Source organism: Alicyclobacillus pomorum DSM 14955, assembly GCF_000472905.1.
GTDB lineage: Bacteria > Bacillota > Bacilli > Alicyclobacillales > Alicyclobacillaceae > Alicyclobacillus_A > Alicyclobacillus_A pomorum.
Map to the genome: position 1 here is coordinate 145485 of NZ_AXAR01000007.1, position 17548 is coordinate 163032.

The 17548-nt window shown below is 56.6% G+C and carries 18 protein-coding genes; 11 read left to right on the forward strand and 7 right to left on the reverse strand.

Annotated features, from left to right (window positions below; translation table 11 throughout):
* The first annotated feature begins 154 nt into the window (after positions 1-154).
* Both YWK_RS0109265 and YWK_RS0109270 read left to right on the forward strand, forming a co-directional pair.
* A complete protein-coding gene (locus tag YWK_RS0109265) occupies positions 155-559 on the forward strand; it encodes a GntR family transcriptional regulator (protein WP_245578576.1) in 405 nt (134 codons plus the stop codon).
* On the forward strand, positions 556-1194 hold the full coding sequence (locus tag YWK_RS0109270; protein ID WP_026964568.1) for an ABC-2 transporter permease: 639 nt from the start codon (positions 556-558) through the stop codon (positions 1192-1194). The genes YWK_RS0109265 and YWK_RS0109270 overlap by 4 nt, the downstream gene beginning before the upstream one ends.
* Before the next feature lie 97 nt (positions 1195-1291).
* Here YWK_RS0109270 and YWK_RS19195 read toward each other — a convergent pair whose 3' ends face one another.
* The 4 genes from YWK_RS19195 to YWK_RS22760 all read right to left on the reverse strand — a co-directional run bounded on the left by YWK_RS19195 (position 1292) and on the right by YWK_RS22760 (position 5078).
* Positions 1292-2239 carry a D-2-hydroxyacid dehydrogenase gene (locus YWK_RS19195; RefSeq protein ID WP_051375415.1) on the reverse strand — a complete coding sequence of 316 codons (948 nt, stop codon included), beginning with the start codon at positions 2237-2239 and terminating at the stop codon, positions 1292-1294.
* A 46-nt stretch (positions 2240-2285) separates the two neighbouring features.
* Positions 2286-3491 carry a molybdopterin molybdotransferase MoeA gene (locus tag YWK_RS0109280; protein WP_026964569.1) on the reverse strand — a complete coding sequence of 402 codons (1206 nt, stop codon included), beginning with the start codon at positions 3489-3491 and terminating at the stop codon, positions 2286-2288.
* Between the two features lie 80 nt (positions 3492-3571).
* The gene (locus YWK_RS0109285) at positions 3572-4537 is read right to left on the reverse strand and encodes an aldo/keto reductase family protein (RefSeq protein ID WP_026964570.1); all 966 of its coding nucleotides are present in this window, start codon (positions 4535-4537) and stop codon (positions 3572-3574) included.
* An 82-nt stretch (positions 4538-4619) separates the two neighbouring features.
* A complete protein-coding gene (locus YWK_RS22760) occupies positions 4620-5078 on the reverse strand; it encodes a GNAT family N-acetyltransferase (protein WP_342664242.1) in 459 nt (152 codons plus the stop codon).
* Between the two features lie 365 nt (positions 5079-5443).
* On the opposite strand from YWK_RS22760, the gene YWK_RS19200 reads away from it, so the two are divergent.
* Positions 5444-5983, forward strand: coding sequence for a peptidylprolyl isomerase (locus YWK_RS19200; protein WP_211231392.1), 540 nt, complete (start codon positions 5444-5446; stop codon positions 5981-5983).
* Positions 5984-6017: 34 nt separating this feature from the next.
* Here the strand turns inward: YWK_RS19200 and YWK_RS19205 are convergent, their stop codons facing one another.
* The gene (locus YWK_RS19205) at positions 6018-6356 is read right to left on the reverse strand and encodes a hypothetical protein (RefSeq protein WP_051375416.1); all 339 of its coding nucleotides are present in this window, start codon (positions 6354-6356) and stop codon (positions 6018-6020) included.
* 120 nt (positions 6357-6476) lie between these two features.
* On the opposite strand from YWK_RS19205, the gene YWK_RS20980 reads away from it, so the two are divergent.
* Genes YWK_RS20980 through YWK_RS0109315 form a run of 3 tightly spaced genes read left to right on the forward strand, consistent with a single transcriptional unit; the run spans position 6477 to position 9939 of the window.
* Entirely contained in the window at positions 6477-8024 is a 1548-nt protein-coding gene (locus YWK_RS20980) for a class I SAM-dependent methyltransferase (protein ID WP_051375417.1), read from the forward strand.
* Positions 8000-8767 carry an SDR family oxidoreductase gene (locus YWK_RS0109310; RefSeq protein ID WP_026964572.1) on the forward strand — a complete coding sequence of 256 codons (768 nt, stop codon included), beginning with the start codon at positions 8000-8002 and terminating at the stop codon, positions 8765-8767. The genes YWK_RS20980 and YWK_RS0109310 overlap by 25 nt, the downstream gene beginning before the upstream one ends.
* 14 nt (positions 8768-8781) lie before the next feature.
* Entirely contained in the window at positions 8782-9939 is a 1158-nt protein-coding gene (locus YWK_RS0109315) for an aminotransferase class V-fold PLP-dependent enzyme (RefSeq protein WP_026964573.1), read from the forward strand.
* Positions 9940-9972: 33 nt separating this feature from the next.
* On the opposite strand, the gene YWK_RS21875 is transcribed toward YWK_RS0109315, so the two are convergent.
* The gene (locus YWK_RS21875) at positions 9973-10110 is read right to left on the reverse strand and encodes a hypothetical protein (RefSeq protein WP_156909102.1); all 138 of its coding nucleotides are present in this window, start codon (positions 10108-10110) and stop codon (positions 9973-9975) included.
* A gap of 170 nt (positions 10111-10280) precedes the next feature.
* Between YWK_RS21875 and YWK_RS0109325 the strand changes: the two genes are divergently transcribed.
* Positions 10281-11465 (forward strand): acetyl-CoA C-acetyltransferase, encoded by a 1185-nt coding sequence (locus YWK_RS0109325; RefSeq protein WP_026964574.1) that lies wholly within the window; start codon positions 10281-10283, stop codon positions 11463-11465.
* Between the two features lie 41 nt (positions 11466-11506).
* Here the strand turns inward: YWK_RS0109325 and YWK_RS0109330 are convergent, their stop codons facing one another.
* Positions 11507-13078: an RsmB/NOP family class I SAM-dependent RNA methyltransferase gene (locus tag YWK_RS0109330; protein WP_051375418.1), complete on the reverse strand. Its 1572-nt coding sequence runs from the start codon at positions 13076-13078 to the stop codon at positions 11507-11509.
* 87 nt (positions 13079-13165) lie between these two features.
* On the opposite strand from YWK_RS0109330, the gene queF reads away from it, so the two are divergent.
* The 4 genes from queF to YWK_RS0109350 all read left to right on the forward strand — a co-directional run bounded on the left by queF (position 13166) and on the right by YWK_RS0109350 (position 17533).
* Positions 13166-13534 (forward strand): preQ(1) synthase, encoded by a 369-nt coding sequence (gene queF / locus YWK_RS0109335; protein ID WP_026964576.1) that lies wholly within the window; start codon positions 13166-13168, stop codon positions 13532-13534.
* 209 nt (positions 13535-13743) lie between these two features.
* Positions 13744-15768 (forward strand): hypothetical protein, encoded by a 2025-nt coding sequence (locus YWK_RS0109340; protein ID WP_156909103.1) that lies wholly within the window; start codon positions 13744-13746, stop codon positions 15766-15768.
* Positions 15765-16697 carry an ABC transporter ATP-binding protein gene (locus tag YWK_RS0109345; RefSeq protein ID WP_026964578.1) on the forward strand — a complete coding sequence of 311 codons (933 nt, stop codon included), beginning with the start codon at positions 15765-15767 and terminating at the stop codon, positions 16695-16697. The genes YWK_RS0109340 and YWK_RS0109345 overlap by 4 nt, the downstream gene beginning before the upstream one ends.
* On the forward strand, positions 16694-17533 hold the full coding sequence (locus YWK_RS0109350) for an ABC transporter permease (RefSeq protein ID WP_245578577.1): 840 nt from the start codon (positions 16694-16696) through the stop codon (positions 17531-17533). Before YWK_RS0109345 ends, YWK_RS0109350 begins: the two co-directional genes overlap by 4 nt.
* Positions 17534-17548: the final 15 nt, after the last annotated feature.

A 17548-nucleotide genomic window follows, 5' to 3' on the forward strand; every position in this document is an offset into this window, starting at 1 on the left:
TATGTTCAGGTTGGATGGCTGCCCGTCGATGGATGTGAAGTGTACGTGGCGATTTCCCCTTTACAAACCAATCGGTGTCCATGTATTGTCTGTGTGTACTAGGTGAACTGGTACACTAGTACAAGTAGGATACATCCGAAAGAGAGACGGGTAGGTGCTGCACGTGTGGCTGCATATAGACCCTCGCTCTTCCGTTCCGATGTACCAACAAGTCGTCGAAGGAGTGAAGGAAGCGGTGGCGCGAGGTGTCCTGAATCCGGGAGATAAATTGCCTTCGGTGCGAGAGTTGGCGATGGAGCTGACGATAAACCACAACACTGTGGCAAAGGCGTACCAAGAGTTGGAGCGCGAGCACGTCATTGAAGTCATCCGCGGCCGAGGAACATTTATCGCCACTGAACCAGACATTCCAGATTTGTCGGTGCGAGTTCGCGAACTGAAGGAGGAGATGGTCCGGTGGATTGTCGAAGCTCATCACTTGCACTTGAGTGATGAGGAGTTAGTGGAGTTGTTTCAAACGGTGCTTCGCGAGTGGCGCGAAGGGAGGGAAACATTGTGACCAACGCCATCGAGACGGCGAGTGTGAGGAAGGTGTTTGACGGGAAATTGGCTGTGGATGGTGTCACGGTCTGTTGCTTGGAACGCTGGTCTCGGCAGGTTTTCACAGGAGTCAAACGGCTCAACGACGGCATTTCTCACTACATACGTCCTCTCGACGGCCGTTTGCTGGTTTGTCATCCGATGGCTGATCCGACTGTACCGGAAAAAATTCTTGGAGGCGTGATGCATGTCTGTACCATGCTCGTTGCCCATTACGACCACGCCGCCGTCATGGCACAGGGGCAGTTCCTGTTCACGGGGTTCTTCTACACAGCGCTTGCCATGATGGTGGTGGCAACCATCGCAATGCTGTGCTCCACAATATTCAAATCGGCCATGGTGAGTACGGCGGCCGCAATGGGTTCCGTCATTGTAGGTTTTATCGTCGTGCAGATGGCCAGACATGAATCGTGGGTCAATTGGCTCTTCCCGACGCACCTCAACCTGATGGGGAACTGGTCCGGAGATCTCTCTCAACAGCTCGAACAGCACGTTGGACTGGCCAGCGTCGTCGTCGTTCTCCTCGCGTGGGCGATCGTATCGTTGGTCGTTTCTCTCGTTCAGTTCACCAGGCGCGACGTGCTCAATGCGTAATCAAGGGAGTGGAGGCGTAGTACCGCGTCCATCCGATACGGGAATACACCGCCACGAGTGCATTGTGTGGCGGTTCTATTTTCGCGACACGGCAGACCTAGTACCCTTTCTTTAAGTTCACAGCCGTCGGCAACGGCTTGCCTTCGCGGTACGCCCGGTAGTTCTCCAGGATGATGGGAATGAGCCGCTTATCGTGATGCGGTGTCCATCCTCCGTTGTGCGGCGAAATCAACACATTGTTCATGGTCCACAACGGACTGTCGGCAGGGAGCGGCTCCTCATGGAACACATCGAGCGCCGCACCTGCGATGGTTCGGGATTGCAATGCGGCGATTAAAGCCTTCTCATCGACCACGTCGCCGCGGGCAAAGTTCAGGAACACGGCTGTCGACTTCATGGACCGAAATGCCGCCGCGTCAAACAAATGGTACGTCTCCGCCGTCAAAGGTGTCAGGGCCATCACGAAATCACTGACCTCGAGTACCTGATGCAGTTCTGAGAATTCGACCACTTCGTCGTGGTTCGGCAGTGGCAATGGCGTTCTTTTGACGCCAATGACTCGCATGTCGAACGCCTTTGCTTTGCGCGCGACCTCCAGCCCGATGGTGCCGGACCCAACAATACACAGCGTCTGGTCGGTTAACTCTGTCAAGGGATACTCGCGTTCCCAGCGGTGTTCCCTCTGGTTGAGCAGGTTGATGTGCAGCCCGCGCGTAAAGGAAATCATCATGCCAAGCGCTTGCTCAGCAATCGACTTGGCGTGAATTCCGCGTGAGTTCGACAAGAGGATCCCGCGCTGTTCAAGCAGTCGAAAAGGAACCTTGTCGACGCCCGCGGAAACGGAATGGTACCAGCGAGCGTTGGCGCAGTGGTCGACAAGGTCTTCCGAGATTTCGGACCCTGGGCAGACGATGATTTCAGCCTCTCTTAAAGCAGCTGCCCACTGGCCGTCCACGCGCAATGGACCTGCAATCACTTCCTCGTCGACAGCGTTCATGAATGTCTTCAGATCTTGTGCTTGCATGCGATGAGCAAAGTAGATCAACCCTTCGTGCCTCCTTCCTGAGTCTAGGTGGGACGCTATGTGTTGTTCAAGCACGTAGCCAACGCAGGGGCACCACAGTGCCTGGCAATGCATCGCTTTCGTCCATGCGAATCAAACAGTTCGCGGAGGCTAGGCTAGAGAGGACGCCTGGAGATTGCGAGACACCCGGATGTACGCGAACTTGTCCGTCCTCGATTGCGGCAGTCGCGCGCAGAATCCGCACATGCTTGATGGGTTTCAGGTGCAGTTCTTCTTCTAGAATGCCGGAGGCTGGAAATACCTGAGGGTCACGTCCGAAACATCCATCGAAATAAGCGCGAACCAACGTTTCAAACTGCACGGTGCACGCGGCCGGATTGCCCGACAAGCCGAAGACAACCGTGTCGCCCAGTGTCGCTGCAACAAATGGCGATCCCGGGCGCATCCACACTTTCTCGATATGCAGTTGGGCGCCGAGCTGCCTGAGGGCTTCTGGCACGAAGTCGCAGTCACCCGCGGAGACACCTCCGGTGGTGATGACGCAGTTCACTTGATTCACGTATCTCTCCAGCGCCTGTCCGATGAGCCGCGGATTGTCGGTAACGTATTCGATTTGGAGTACGGTTCCACCGAGAGCCGCGACGCCGCCAGCAACGAGCAGGTCGTCACATCCGTAGATCTGACCGGCGCGTAGGGAGCGCGACGGGTCGTGGCAGAGCTCTGAACCGGTGACGAGAATGGCGACGGTCGGCTTCTGAAACACCGAGGCGTAAGAGATGCCGCACGTCTTGAGCAAGGCGGCGTGCGCAGAGGTCAAGCGCGTTCCGCGTTCGACCACGACTTGTCCTTGCTGACAGTCCTGCCCCGCGGGTTGGATGGATTCTCCTGGCGCAACCGGATGAAGCACGACGACTGTGCCGGGGGTCGGCTGGTCGCACCACTCGAACCTCGCCACAGCGTCGGCGCCCGCTGGCACTGGGGCGCCAGTCATAATGCGTAGGGCCTGACCAGGTTGCAGTGAATCGGGGTAGCGTTGGCCTGCTGGCAAAGTACCAATGACCTTCAATTCACGGGAAGGTACCGCGTCATTCGAGCGGATGGCGAAACCATCCATCATCGCGCGGTCAAACGGTGGGACGTCGACAGCAGCGAAGGCATCTTGCGCCATCACTCTATCCACAGCGCCATCCACCGGAACTTGTTGAACATCGAGCGGGCTGGCGAGGGTGTGTACCTTTGCCACCGCTTCGTCAAATGGCCAGAACCGGCTCATCGTTGGCACGTCTCCTCGACTTGACGTCAAAAAGGGAGAACCGCTGCGCGTTCCTCCCTCTCCACAGCAATGCATGACGTTTACTTCGTGTTGCCGTTCAATACGTCCTCAATCGCCGCTAGTGTCTCGTCGTCCAGACGGACGCCGGACGCTTTGACGTTTTCAACGACCTGTTCCGGACGGCTGGCTCCAATGAGTGCGCTGCTGATACTGGGCAAGCGCAGTACCCAGGCTAGTGCCAACTGGGACAACGTGAGGTCGAGGTTCTTCGCAATGTTGGCGAGCGCGTCGACCTTATCTAGGAAGTCGTCTTGCAAAAAGCGCTCGACAAAGCGACTCACCTTGGGCGTTGCGGCACGAGAACCCTCCGGCGCTGGTTGGCCTTTCTTGTATTTTCCTGTCAAGACACCCTGTGCGAGCGGCGAAAATACAACCTGACCAATCCCCGCGGCATCGCAAATCGGGATGACGGCATTTTCAATGTAGCGGTTGAACATGTTGTACACCGGCTGGCTGGCTGCCAACTTGCGCAACCCGAGTTGCTTTTGCAGTTGTACCGCTTCGGCAATTTTTTCCGCTGGCCACTCGCTGATTCCGCCATAGAGGATTTTGCCCTGTGCAATGAGGTCGTCGATAGCGCGCAAGGTTTCTTCCAGGTCTGTGTCGGGATCAAAGCGGTGGCAGTAGAAAATGTCTATGTAATCCACGCCGAGAGACGAGAGACTCTTCTCCACTTCCTGGACAATGTGTTTGCGACTGAGGCCGCGGTCATTTGGACCGTCACCGACAGGCCAAAATGCTTTCGTGGTGACGACGTAACTTTCCCGCGGATATGCGGCCAACGCTTCCCCGAGTACTCGTTCCGCCGCGTGCGGCTCTGCACCATAGACATTCGCGCAGTCAAAATGGTTGACGCCAAGGTCGTACGCCTGTTTGATACAAGCAACGGCCTGTTCGCGTTCGGTCACGGTGCCGTATGTGAGCCAACTGCCCAGTGCGATTTCCGAGACTTTCAAACCACTTTTGCCCAATCTGCGATATTCCATTCGCCGGGTCACCTCCACGTCCATTGTAGGGGTTTCGGCGGATTTGTTGCAAATACTTTCTAGCGGAACCAATTGCACGGTTTTAGTGGAAGTATCCCATTCGTTTGAACGTGAAAGCATCGTGCCGGCTGAACCCGAGGTCTCTCCAAAATTCCACCTCGTTTGGCTCCGGCGCACAACTCACCCAGCCATAGCAGCCCATGGAGATGCTTTCGTCCATGGCCGCCTCGAGGAGACGCTGTGTAATCCTGTGTGAGGCTGTCTCGTTGGCAGCGTACAGCGGGTGAATGGCCATCGACTGAACAAAAAAGTCTTTGTGACCATACCGGCGAAATCCCGACATAACGCCGAGGACCTGTTTATCACGTTTGGATGGAACCAAACAGATATCTGGTTCGGGACATGCCCCATGTTGCGCTACCCAGAGTTCGTGCTGTATGGACGCGAATGATTCCAGGGTTCCGGTGCCACTGCTTTGTTGCCAGCTCTGGTACACTGCCTTCAGGGTCGGGCGAACTTCCCTGCTGGATAGCCATCGCACAGGCCCCAGTGAAGGAACCGGGGATGAGAACGTTAAACCCGATTCCGGGTGCGATAGTGAAAGGTGATGGTCGTGCAAATCTGTCAACCCTCTCCAACAACCTTATCGAGAGGCACTGCGCTTCCCAGACAACCCGGGTAAACGCAGTGCCCACGCTGTGTGTATTCTCATCTGTGTGACTGCAACAAGTCTATCCAAAACAGACGAAGTACAAACAAGGCATCTGGATAGCGGGCGAGAAGTGTACATGAACACGATTCAACCGTCGCCGTGCCTGCGCCGGGCTTTGAATTCTCCAAGTACGTATGGTAACATGTGGTAAGTTATCGCGATGAATAGACGACATAGAGAGGACGACGCATGTGATGAAACAGTACAAACAGCCACCAGCCATGAACCTCAAGGACAATGTGACCTATCAAGCAGTGATTCGAACCAATAAAGGCGATTTCACAATTGAACTGTTGAGCCGACAAGCGCCGAAAACGGTCAACAACTTCGTGGCGCTCGCTCGTGATGGATACTTCGACGGCATCGTGTTTCATCGGATCATTGAGGAATTCATGGTGCAGACAGGGGACCCAACGGGTACGGGTATGGGAGGCCCCGGATACCGATTTGAAGACGAACTGCCACCCGCATTGCCGTATGAGCCTGGGATTGTAGCGATGGCAAACGCCGGACCAAACACGAATGGATCACAATTTTTCATCTGCACAGGGGAACAGTGCAGGCATCTCAACAATTACCCCAACTACACAGTGTTTGGCAAAGTCACAGATGGGATGGACACGGTTCGTAAGATTGCAGCTACGCCTGTGACGACATCAGGTATGGGTGAACGCAGTCGGCCGCTAGAAGAGGTTCGTATGGAGTCGGTTGAGATTGTGGAAATCGGTGAGTAAGGACTTCGTCTCAGGGTAGCCGGTTACACCGCGCTCACTTCTCGCGGTCTCGGTGTTCGGCAGCCGTTTCCAGGACCTGTACTGAAAGCGAGGGATCTACGCGCTGCCACGTGTTCAGGTCGTGGATTCGGCTGGCGTAGTCCGCAATTTGGTCAAAGTAGCTGGCGATGACATCCCAATTCTCTTCGTGGTGAATCGCTTCCAGATACGTTTCAATGACGCGTTCAAAACGCATGATTTGATCTGGAATGGAGGAGCGGATGTTCTCCCACTCCACGAGTACCTGTTCCTGCACGTCGGCCGGTAGATCATCGTAGGAGACGGGAAAATCCGGCAGGGAAATTCCGAGACGCGGATTGTGCTTAAAGTACACGGGGCCACCTCCTGAATGGTCGTAGGCAGTACAGTGTATGGCGTTACCTGCGGTTACTTTCATAATAGAAGAGGAATTGCGAGAAAACAACTGGGGATGTGGGCTGACGGAGGTGGTTGTGTGGATACAGCGCGAATCGTTCACAACGTAAAGACGATGCTCGACCACGACATCTTCATCGATCCGCTGCTCGTCAACACGCACTTTCGGGATCAGGCGCATCCACTGTACGCGAAGACGGAGGCGCTGGTTGAAGACATCTACCAACGGTGCGTGCGAGTGGAGGAATTCGGGCATCAATTGGAGGACGTTCCGTTTTCGCCCACCTTGATGCGCTACTGCTTGATGGACACCTTGTTGTCTACTGCCATGTCGCGGACGTTCGAAGCCATCGGGTCCGTTGTTCCATCCGAGGCGGATTTGGAACTGGCGAGCCGCGCGCTGCACGACTTGATAGACAAGGTGGGCGTGGACGGACTGTACATCCTGTACTTCGTCATCGTCGGAAAGGATATTGTGCAGCCGGTCTTCTACTACAACGGCATCCGAGAAGCCGACTTTCTCGACGCCAGCCACCATCATCCCTACCGTCCGGAACAAATGGACCTATTTTTGATGATGGGCGTTGCGAGGCGTTCGTTTCGGGTGAAGACAGTGGGAGATCAGCGCTACGTTCAACTCACCCGGCTCGGTCACGAGCGATTCCGCTGGACGGTGGATGTGTTGGAGAAATCCGGATACGATGCGAAACGGGTTCCGCTGTCTTACGTGTACCAGTTTGACTCTGTTGCAGACTGGGATCACATCTACGACGTCGTGTGGCCGGATCACCTGGACGCGCGGAGGCAGTTTGTTCGATGGTTGAACGTCTCGGCAGGGAGTCGCGTTCTGGAAGTGGGATGTGGGACAGGACCGCTCACGTGGGAAGCGGGGCTTGTGGATGCTGAGGGATCCAAGGGCCAGTGGATTGCAGTCGACGTATCCACAGGAAAGCTGAAGCAGGCGGAGCCAAAGGGAGATCCACTGGGTGATGGCCGACGCGTTTCGTTACAGCACGCGTCCCTGGAACACTTGCCGTTCAGGGATGACACGTTTGACATGTGTGTAGGGAGCGCATTCCTGCAATTCACGAATCCGACGAAGGCGCTCTGCGAAATGACTCGCGTGGTGGTTCCTGGCGGCACTGTAGGTCTCCTGCAAGCGCTCGCGTGTACGCTAGACAAGCCGTTTTTCCTGGAGTGGTTCCATCCGGTTTTCCAGCTTGCGCGCAAGCGCAGCGCCGGCATGCAGCACCATGGTCTGCCGGACCACGACGAAGTGTTGCAATGGTTTCATGCAGCGGGGCTGACCCAGGTGGAAAGTGAGTTGGTTCATATCGCCTGGCTGTTTGACAACCCAGACATGGTCGTGCAGCATCTGCTGCGAGGCGTGAGTTCCTTTGACACGGAAATGCGTAAGTTGCCCTGGGATTACCGGCGCACGTTGATCAACGAGTTGATTGACCGTGGCCGTGATGTGTGTCGAAAGTATCCGCTGTCTGAGCGAACGGTCGACCTGCCGTGCCTGATGGTGAAAGGTCGCGTTCTTCCGAAAAACCATGAAACGCGTGATATGATGGAAGGAAGACGGAAGGGAGCGAAATCATGGCAGACCGCATCGCCTTCGTGACCAGCGGCGCGACGGGGTTGGGATACGCCACCGTGCGGGCGCTGTTGGAAGCTGGGTGGGACGTGTTTTTCACCTATCGAAATAACGCCGCAAACGCGGACACCCTGGTCAAGTACGGACAAAATCTCGGCCGCCGGGTGACATGTGCGCAGGCCGACTTGTTGGACAAATCCGAGGCGGTGGCTGCTGCAGAGCAATGCCTTGAGACATTTGGACGAGTCGATGCATTTGTGCACAACTTCGGTCCATTTGTCTTTGAACACATGGCTGTCGCCGACTATCCCACGGACCTGTGGGTCAAAATGTTGGATGGAAACTTGACCAACTTTTTGTGGCTGTATCCCTTGTTCGCAGGCGGGATGCGGAAGAATCGGTTCGGCAGAATCGTCACGGTTGGCTTTGCGGGCGCCGGTGACGCGGCCGGATGGCGGTACCGCGGTCCCTACGCAGCAGCGAAGTCGGCGTTGGCTTCTTTAACCCGCACTATCGCGCGGGAAGAGCGAACCAACGGGATCACAGCAAACATGGTTTGCCCCGGCGATATTCAGGGCGCACACAAGATGGAACGCATTGAAGATGTCTTGCCGACTTCGGACCCCGTTCACCGCCCACCTGTGGGGGAAGACGTTGCGCGTTTGATTGTCTTTCTTTGCCATCCGCTCAGTTCGCAAGTGAACGGAACCGTGACGGAGATTACCGGAGGATATGACATTCTGCACACAAACTGGAAGAACGAACGATAAGGGGGGATGGCGGCATGGCGCACGCGGACAATCTTCGCAGGCATTTTCCAGCCGTTCGAACCGTGGCATACCTGAACACAGGGACATTCGGGCCGTTGCCAGACAGCGCCATTACTGCCATGAAGGCCGCCTTGGATGCGCAGTTACAGCAAGGTCGGTTCGCCCATGAAACCCATGCTACGTTCGCTCAGGTGCGAAGAGAGATTCGTGAACAGTTAGCGGCGTTGTTTCATGTGAAGCCGGAGCACTTTGCGCTCGTGGATAGCACGACGCACGCGATGAACATTGTGCTTTGGGGACTGCCGCTTGACCGGGGCGACGAAATCATTTACACGAACGTGGAACACCCGGGTTCACTATTACCGGTCTACATTCAGAAGCAGCGCCGAGGCGTCGTCCTGAAGCGATTGGACGTTTCACTTTCCGAGGACGAGCTGATTTCAAATTTGCAAGCGTTGCTCACCAGTCGGACGCGGGTGATTGTGGTATCCCACGTGTCCTATCAGACTGGGCAACGACTACCCATTGAGAAGATTGCGCAGTTGGCCCACCGTGAAGGCGCGTACTGCCTCGTTGACGGCGCGCAAGGCGCGGGGGCGGAACCGCTGTCCCTCGGGGGGAGTGACATTGATTTTTACGCTTTTCCCGGGCAGAAGTGGTTGTGCGGACCAGACGGAACGGGCGCACTGTACATCGCTCCGCGACTTTTGCACGTATTGGATCCGACTTACGTAGGTGCTTCGACGCTGGAAGAACCGCACTTGTACAATTTTTCGGGCGATTACCTCGGTGCAGAGACTGCACGCCGATATGAACACACGCACGCCAGCCTCGTAAACTGGGTTGGTTTTCTCGAGAGCCTGAAGTTTTTGCGCGTACAGGTCGGGTGGGATTACGCGTTCACGCGCATTCACGGGCTATCCGGGAGTTTGCTGGACCAGTTGCTCGATGTCAAGGATGTCCGGCTGGTGACGCCCCGAGAGGCACGTGTCGGCATTGTCAGCTTCCAGGTGCAAGGGATGGCTGCCGACCGATTTGTCGAAGAGGCAAAGTCGCGCGCAATCGACATCCGGTACATCCGCGAACGGGATCTGGTACGCGTGTGTTGCGGCTTTTACAACAACGAAAATGACTTACAACGACTTGTCAATCTCTTGAAGGTTCCGCGGTGACGGTGGAGCCAGTACGACAGGGATCTCGACGAATCAGTGGTCGTCGCTTGTTGAATGGTCGACCGCGCTCGATTGCTTGACCCCGGAGCGCAACTTCCAGAGCAGCAACAGTTGAATGACAACTGCGACGAGCAGTGCCATGGCGATGTACAGGGGATGACCTCGATGCATGGACTCACCTCCTTCCATGGTTACTGTTCCGTTTTTTGTATCCGCGTATACCTGGCGACATCCGCCGGGCCTCGAATGGTTTACGCTACTTCATATCCAGGCTGTACAAAAAGATTCTTCCAGTCTCTACTCGCATCGTGTCATAATGGAGATGGGAAGGAGGAGTCGGTGTGGTACAGCAAACTGTATACATTTTGGACGGCGCCAGGACGGCGTTTGGAGCCTATGGAGGCGCTTTCGTCCAGGAGACTGCGACTCGGTTGGGAACGATTGCCGCAAAGGCGGCGCTGGAGAGAGCTGGTGTAGAGGTAACGGACGTAGATAACGTCGTGTTTGGAAACGTGATTCAGTCGCACAACGGCGCCGCGTATTTGGCGCGGCACATCGCCCTTGACACTGGGATTCCCATTGAGGTGTCGGCGTTGACCGTCAACCGCCTGTGCGGGTCGGGGTTGCAGGCGGTGGTCACCGCTGCAAAGGACATTGCATTGGGAGATAGTCGGGTGTCTCTCGTCGGAGGCGCAGAGTCTATGAGTATGACACCGTACTTGTTGCGGGGGGTACGCTTTGGTCTACGAATGGGAGATGGCCAGGCTATCGACATGCTGGGTGAAGTTCTGACGGACTGCCGCGGCAATATTGCCATGGGCGTGACTGCAGAGAACCTAGCCAAAAAGTACGAGATTTCCCGAGAAGAACAGGACGAGTTCGCGGTATTGAGCCATCAGCGGGCGGCAGCGGCACAGTCCTCTGGGCGCTTTGCAGAGGAAATCGTGGCAGTGGAGGTCAAGAGTAAACGAGGAACCACGCTGGTGAAGTTGGATGAACACATTCGACCGGGCACCTCCGTGGCGAGCCTCGCCAAGCTGCGACCGGCGTTTGTGTCGGACGGAACCGTGACAGCAGGAAATGCCAGCGGCATCAACGACGGCGCGGCTGCCTTGGTGATTGCCGGCGAAGACGCTGTGCGGAGTCACGGATGGACGCCAAAGGCGAAAATCGTGAGTTACGGGGTCGCCGGCGTGGACCCTGCGCACATGGGCATTGGTCCTGTGCCCGCAATCCGGAAAGCGCTTCAGGCGGCAGGACTGCGTAAGGAAGACATCGCGCTATGGGAAGTGAACGAGGCGTTTGCAGCCCAATATCTGAGTGTTGAAAAAGAACTCGGTTTGCCACGGGATAGGACGAACGTCAACGGCGGCGCCATCGCGCTCGGACACCCGGTTGGCGCGAGTGGCGCGCGTCTGCTGTTGTCACTCGTCTACGAGCTGAAGAAGCGAGGAGACCGATACGGTGTCGCCTCCTTATGTATCGGTGGCGGCCAGGGCATCGCCATGGTTGTGGAAGCGGTATAACGGATGCGGTCAAGCATTGAATTGACCTGAACTGTACATCCCTATGCCTCGAATCCTGTCCACAAACAACCGAATTTTCGTAGACCTTTTGGATACAGGTTGTTGACGCGGCCTGTCACAGCCTTTCCAAAGCCGAGCGGCAATTCGGCGGTTTCCACGTGGACGTATCCCGCAGCCATGCTTGTTGGTGGAGACAGTGTGGCGCCGGACAGATAGGCGCTTGCGGCTTCAGGGGACACGTCCATTCTCTGCCGAAAGTGGCGGCCGTCCATTACCATCGCAAGGTGGTGGTGTGGCTGCATGCGGCCTCGTGAGGCGGTCGCCAGGCAGATTCCCGGGCGTAGGACCTTGAGCCGTCGTTCACCGAGTCTTCCGGACAAGGGAGACCTGGCAAACAGGACATCTCCACGAACCTCCGGATACCGCCAGGTGTCTGGAACATCCAGTACTGTCAAGGTTCTGAGAAACTCCTCCCACTCTGTGGCTCGGACAGGTAAACGGGTGGATGGAGCGGATCGAGTCGGTTGGGACGTGCCTTCAGCGCTCGACTGTACCACCCGAAGGAGGGCGATGAAGTGCCCTTCGCCTCGGCCCCGATGCGGCCACATGCGGCGCGTGTGGAGCAGACGTGGATTGTCCCCGGCCCAGTCGGGACGCCCGGTTTCCCAGCCTGGCCACTCGGGAAGCTCGACCACCTCTACGGGTAGGTGTTCCAGTGCCCATGCGACAACCTGCTCGTTTTCTAGTGGATTGAAGGTGCATGTGGAATACACGATTCGGCCGCCTGCCCGCACCATCTTGACCGCTTCTGTAAGGATGTCGCACTGTCTAGCCGCGCACACCTCTGGCGCGGTGGGCGTCCATTCAGCGACCGCGCCAGGGTCTTTGCGGAACATGCCTTCACCAGAACAAGGGGCGTCCACGAGCACGGCGTCAAACTGTCCTGGGAATGCATCCGCGAGGTTTTGCGGGGTTTCGTTGGTAACGACGGCCGGCACGCCCAACCGTTCGAGATTTTGTGCCAGCACCAGCACGCGAGACGGGTGGATTTCATTGGCCACGAGGAGGCCTTCCCCGCGCATGAGTTTTCCAATGCCCGTCGTCTTGCCGCCGGGCGCCGCGCATAAGTCCAAAATCGACTCACCGGGTTTGGGCGACAGGGCGGCGACAGCCGCCATGGCGGAGGGCTCTTGCATGTAGAATGCACCGCACTCATGATAGATGCTTTTGCCGAGTTGACTATCTTCAGCAATGTAATACGCATTTGGAAACCAGGGCACAGGTTCCCGCAGGGACTCGGCGACCGTTGTAGGTGCGGGTACGGACGACGCGACAGCAAACAGGCTGTTGGCGACATTGTGCATGTTGGCTCCAACGTGAAGGCGGTGCAATCGCACCGCTCGATGCGCGGGGCCGTCCAATGCATCTCGTAATTGAGGCCACTCGTCGCCCAGCCACTGTTGCATGTGCGTTTGAAATTCAATCGGCAGTTCCAATGTCAATCCAGCCTTTCCTTCCGAACGTGGCGGATGGTTTGCCATCCGCCGAGCTATCGGAAACATCATACCACGGCGTGGGCCAATTCCTTGCGTCTCGGTTCTCTCGCGCCTCACTTGGCGCACACCGAACGTCATGCGTTGCGCATAGGCAGGCGGGCAGGTATAGTATTCAAGTGAAACATCATTGGGGAGGGCAAGCCCATGCCGACGCAACCTTCAAAGGAACTGGTCGTCGTACCAAATCCGCACCCGGATAAGGTCTATCAAGTCGAGATGAGTACGTCGGAGTTTACGACACTGTGTCCGATGACGGGTCAGCCGGATTTTGCGACCATCACGATACAATACGAACCAGGTCCACATCTGGTGGAACTGAAGTCGCTGAAGCTGTACCTCTGGAGCTTTCGCAACGAGGGACATTTCCATGAGGATGTGACAAACATCATCCTGAACGACTTTGTCGAGGCGGCCAAGCCCCGCTACGCCAAGGTTATCAGCGACTTCACGATTCGCGGCGGCATTCATACCAAAGTGACCGTCGAATATCGAGATCCGAACTACTCTGCATAAGGAATCTTGCCACAAAGGGGAGGACACCGTCCTCCCCTTTGTTGTTCGAGGTGCCATGCGGTTCAGCCCCGCATTGGCTTTGACGGGCCTGAACGAGTACAATCTAGGTGGAAATTGCAAAGGAATGAGTATACGATTTGCATCCTCATCTTACAACGAGGCTTTCGGCGTGGACGCGGCAACGCGTTCTCGAGAGGCGGTTGAGATATATGACTGTGCAGCGCCAACAACGGTGCGCTGAAAACATTCGGAATCGCAGCGGCAAGTGGTGGCGTCGAGCGTCACTGGCTCTGTTCGTTGCTATGGTGCCGTGGAGTCTACTAGGAAGCCCGCTCGTGTCCGCCCAACCGAGCATTCATATGTCGTCTGTAGTCGGATTCAACGGTTTTTATTCAAAAAACCAGTGGGTTCCCGTGACCATGACGATTGTCAACAACGGGCCTGCCACCAATGCCGAACTCGACTCGTACGTCGACTTTGGCGTCGGGGACAGAATGGCGCAAGGTACCCTGCGTTGGCAAGTGCGACTTCCGGCGTATCAGACCGTGACCAAACAAATCGCGGTACCGGGGCCCATGGTGGACAGAGAGACCGTGGAGTGCGTCGTGAACGGACAACCTGTGGCGAGCTCAAAGTTGAGCGGGACGGCGCTGGGTTCCGTGTCGCTGGTTGGCGTGCTGTCCAAGGACGCGCAACTCGCGCGCGTCTTGACGGGATTGACGGACGGCGAGGGCGGGAATCCCGTCTTGCCCGTCACTTTGTTTCCAGCCAACCTTCCAGATGCAGCGAATTTGTTATCGGGATTGACGGCCATCACACTGAAGCCGGATACGATAACAGACACCCTGACCCCCCAGCAGCGCAACGCACTGCTGACCTGGGTGAAGTTGGGTGGCATGTTGATTGTCACAGGCGCCGACACGGTACCTGGCTGGACCAACTACCTGCCCATCCTGCCCGGCCCTGAAAAAGTGGTCAAGGGCGACAAGCTGGCATCGTTTCTGTCTGGCTCAGTGACGCCGCCACAGGATTTTGAGATGTACGGGAAAGGCGTTCTGTCGAGTGCCACGGTCTGGGCAGGGACTTCGGACGAGCCGTATATTGCTGCCCTCAAATTGGGGCGCGGCACCATTGTACAAACGTCGTTCAACCCAACCCAGCCGTCGCTGGTATCGTGGTCCAGCAATGCGGCGCTCTGGACGAAGTTACTCCAGCAAGGAAATCCGCAGGGCGCGAGCGCGATACCGGATCTGTTGTCTTCCAGCGGAGCCTTGCAATTGGTCTCCGCCAGTGACGCATTGTCGCCACTCAAAATTCCATCGTTGTCATTTTGGGCCTCCGTGTTTTTGGTCTATGCAGTGTGTGCAGGTCCTGTTTTGTTCCTTGTCTTGCGCAAATGGAAGTCTGAGCCGTTGGCTTGGTTCATCCTGCCATCCATCAGTGTGGTGACCACCATTGGGATTTACCTGTTCGGTGCCAACCAGCGTCCACCCGGCATGCTCACCGAAGGCGTCGGGGTACTCGACCTGGTAGGCGACGGGACAGCAGAGTCGTACGGAATTCGGGGCTTTATGTCGCCTGCTGTCACGTCCGGGTTTGCCACGACGGAACAGCCCATGCTTGCGCTTCCTTTGGAGCAACACAACGTCCGAGAGTTGGGTTATGCGTCGACGTGGTTCCGAAATAACACAACGGTCGCGTTTGACAACGTCGGGCGGTGGGGCGTGCGCTACATCTACACCGCAGGCGCTGTACAGCACCAGGGTGAGCTGGATGCTGAACTGTGGGCGGATCACAATACACTCATCGGTCGCATTACCAACCATACGAAATATCCGTTACACGACCTCGCTGTATTCTGGGGAGGACGCATGCTCGCGGTGGGGGATCTGAAGCCTGGTGAATCCACCGTGCTGAATCGCCAAACCAGCGTACAAGTCGTCGCCACGAATGGAAACCTCTCGTCGTATAGTTCGTACAATCGGGACATTGTCCATGGTATCGGACGGCCGCTCGGGACGTTGGCCGCCAACGAGCATCTGTTTGAGCCCTACTCAGGTTCTTCTGACACGATGGTGAACACGGCCATGCTGATTGCCACCACGCCGAGCGCTACGCCCGGCCTGCCTGACGTCGTGACCGGACAAGCTGTTGCACAGTCGCAAGCCGTTGTGTTGGTGCGGCAGTTCACGCCAGTTTCCATCTACCCCAACACCGAGGTGACGGCAGAGTGATCTATACGCAGAACCTATGCAAACGGTACGGGAAATTCACAGCGGTGGATCACCTCAATCTGCACGTCCGGCGTGGCACCGTGTTTGGGATTGTCGGCGAAAACGGCGCTGGCAAGACGACGACGTTGTCGATGTTGGCAACGCTTACGTCACCGACGTCGGGTCGTGCGTATATCAACGGATTTGAGGTGAGTAAGAACCCTCAGGACGTGCGCCGATGCATCGGGTACATGCCCGATTCGTTCGGCGTATACGATGACATCACGGCCGAGGAATATCTGCAATTTTACGCAGACTGTTATCGAGTGCCGAAGGCGTTAGCCGCACAACGTGCCAAAGAGTATCTCTCGTGGGTTGGCCTGGAGGACAAGCGCGAGACCTACGTCAATGCATTGTCGCGCGGCATGCAGCAGCGGTTGGAGATTGCGCGATGCTTAATTCATGATCCACCTGTGCTCATTCTGGACGAGCCCGCCTCGGGTTTGGACCCGCGGTCGCGCATAGAGATGCGCGGCGTCCTAAACCGCCTGCGGACATTGGGAAAGACCATCGTCATCAGTTCTCACATTCTGCAGGAATTGTGTGAGGTGTCGGATGAAATTGGCATTATGCGCGAAGGGCAGCTCGCGGCTGTCGCGGCGGTCAGTGTCATGCTGAATCACTCGACCGCCTATCGAACGCTTCACATCGTGGCGGATGCAAAGCCTGTAGTCTGGGAGAAGGCCGTTCGTCCCCTGGAACACGTTGTGGATCTACGCTTCAAGCCCGATGGCGTCGAAGTGGTGTTCGCGGGGACGCTCCAGCAGCAGGCGGAACTGTTGCAATATTTACTGGACCACGGTGTGACTGTGTATCAGTTTCGTGAACGGCCAACGGATATTGAAGAGCTGTTTCTGCGGCTGACGGAAGGGACGGTGGATCAGTCGTGATACACAATCCTTTGTTGCTGAAGGAATTTAGACAGCGGATGCGCACCGTGCGCGCACCCATCGTGGTGACCGGATACTTTGTGGGGATGGCGCTGATCACCTTTTTCCTCCTGTACGAAAACGTCCAAGGGCAACTCTCGTTGTTTTTGCCAGCTCGAAGTGAACAGGTGTTTGTCACATTGAGCCTGCTGCAAACCATTGTAGCGGCGTTTCTCACGCCGGCGTTCGCCGCCGGATCCATCAGTGGCGAGCGCGAGCGCCGCACGCTGGCCGTCCTGCTGACAACACCGCTGCCGCCCGGGGGCATTCTGTTGGGCAAGGTGCTCTCTTCATCCGCACTGCTCACGCTACTGCTGGTGGTCACACTACCTTTGTACAGTCTGGTCTTCCTCTTTGGCGGCGCCGTTCCACAGGAAGTCATCGCGGTGTTTGCGTTTCAATTATTCACCGTTGTGCTGATTGCGGCCATCAGCGTCATGTGGTCGACCATCTCGCTGAGATCCGGTTGGAGCACTGTACTCTCGTACGCAACGGTGACCTGGATGGTGTTCGTGACAGGCGCACTCGGATACGGGTTACACATGATTGCACAGCGGTTCCCCATGGAGTACTTCGTGTCCGAGTGGGGGGACGTGCTATTAAACCTGAATCCTTTGTGGATTCTCGCGTGCATTGAAGATCCCGGGTTGGGTAGGCCCTTGGGTTGGTTGTGGTTTGTGGGTGTGTATGTGGGATTTTGTCTCCTGCTCACAATTCCCAGTGTGTGGCGGCTGAGACCGCAGGCGTTTCGGTTTGTTCCCGGTGCTTTGCGTGCAGAGGAAAAAGATTATCAATAGTGTCCAAAGGGGGGT